Source organism: Nocardia sp. NPDC058497 (assembly GCF_042720195.1).
In the GTDB taxonomy this organism is placed as follows: Bacteria; Actinomycetota; Actinomycetes; order Mycobacteriales; family Mycobacteriaceae; genus Nocardia.
This window is the reverse complement of record NZ_JBHXMY010000988.1, coordinates 1-1,306: the sequence shown is the minus strand read 5'-3', so window position 1 is coordinate 1,306 and position 1,306 is coordinate 1. Positions and strand designations below refer to the sequence as shown.

Sequence of the window (1,306 nt, the reverse complement as noted above, 5' to 3'; positions counted from 1 at the left end):
GTGCCTCGGACAGCTCGCGCGGCGCCGGGGGGGGCGGGCGGCCGCGCGGGGGGGGCGGGAGCCGGAACGACACACCCCCCCCCGCGGCCCCCGCGGCGCGCGCCGCCGCCGCCCCCCCCCCCCATCTTGGTGACGTGCCGAATGACCTGGTGACCGTTCCCGGGCCGGTGTGCCGGTCTACTGGTCCGATGGTGGTGTTGCCCCGCAGGCGCATTCTCCGCTGCGGGGTCGGTAGTCGTGCACGTGGCCGGTGCGGTCTCGGCTGATCTGACAGCAGGCGTGCAATCGGGCTTGGAGGGCGGCGCGGCCGCGTTGGACACGGGATTTCATCCCCGACACCGAGATACCCGCCGCGCTGGCAGCAGCGGCGTGGGTGTGGCCGTCGAGGTCGACCATCTGCACCGCCGCAGCCTGCTCGGCGGGCAGCCCGGAGAGCATCGGCACCAGGCACGAGGCGAGTTCTTTCGCAGCGGCCTCGTCGGGTTCGCCTTCGCTTGTGGATGGGTTGTCCGGTACGGCATCGACGGGCAGTTCGCGGCGGCGGGGTGCGGACCGGTAGTAGTCGGTGATCGCGTTGCGGGTGATGGCATACATCCAGCCCAGCAGCCGGTCCTGATCGCGCAGATCGTCCAGGCGCTTGGCCATTCGCAGGAACACGATCGACAGGATGTCGTCGGCGTCTTCCGGGCGCGAGACCCGGCGGGCGATAAAGGCCCGCAGGTCGCTGGAAAAGCGGCGCCAAAGCTGCTCGAGATCATCGTGTTCCGGCTGCGGTGTGGTCGCGGTGGTGGCCGTTGTCTCGCTCATGATCCTGGCTCCTCTCCGTCTCTCCAGCATCCTCGCCTGGCGCCGCGGTGGCGAGGCTCGGTTCGTTGTCGCAGGTACCGACGACGGAGACCGCGGTCGGACGCATCCTGCGTCCGGATCCGGGGAGTCACGTCTGTAGAGGTGTCGATGTCGAGTTCTTCGATTCGACCGATCAGGAAGCACGGTGAGGAGGTGAGAGCGATGCTCACGACACATCTGTTGTCGAGTCTGACCGACGAAGAGATCGATCTGGTCGTGGCGGAGGAACTGCATCTGCTCGATGCCGCCGCATGAGTGCCGCCCGCGCCCTACCGGGCGTATCCGCTGAAAGCACCCCGGATGTGCCTCTACCCCTGGCTGGGTAGAGGCCATCGGCGTGCCCGGTTCCGGACGAACACACAAACCCCCCCCCCGCCGGGCGGGGGGGGCGCCTGGGGGTCCGGCGCGGGCTGGGCGAGGGCGCGGGGGGGGTGGGGGCGCTGGACAGTCTGGTGGCGCG

At 70.1% G+C, this 1,306-nt stretch carries 1 protein-coding gene; it reads right to left on the bottom strand.

Annotation, left to right across the window (positions count from 1 at the left end; genetic code table 11):
- Positions 1-177 precede the first annotated feature (177 nt).
- On the bottom strand, positions 178-807 hold the full coding sequence (locus ACFWPJ_RS33105; RefSeq protein ID WP_378857505.1) for a sigma-70 family RNA polymerase sigma factor: 630 nt from the start codon (positions 805-807) through the stop codon (positions 178-180).
- Positions 808-1,306 lie beyond the last annotated feature (499 nt).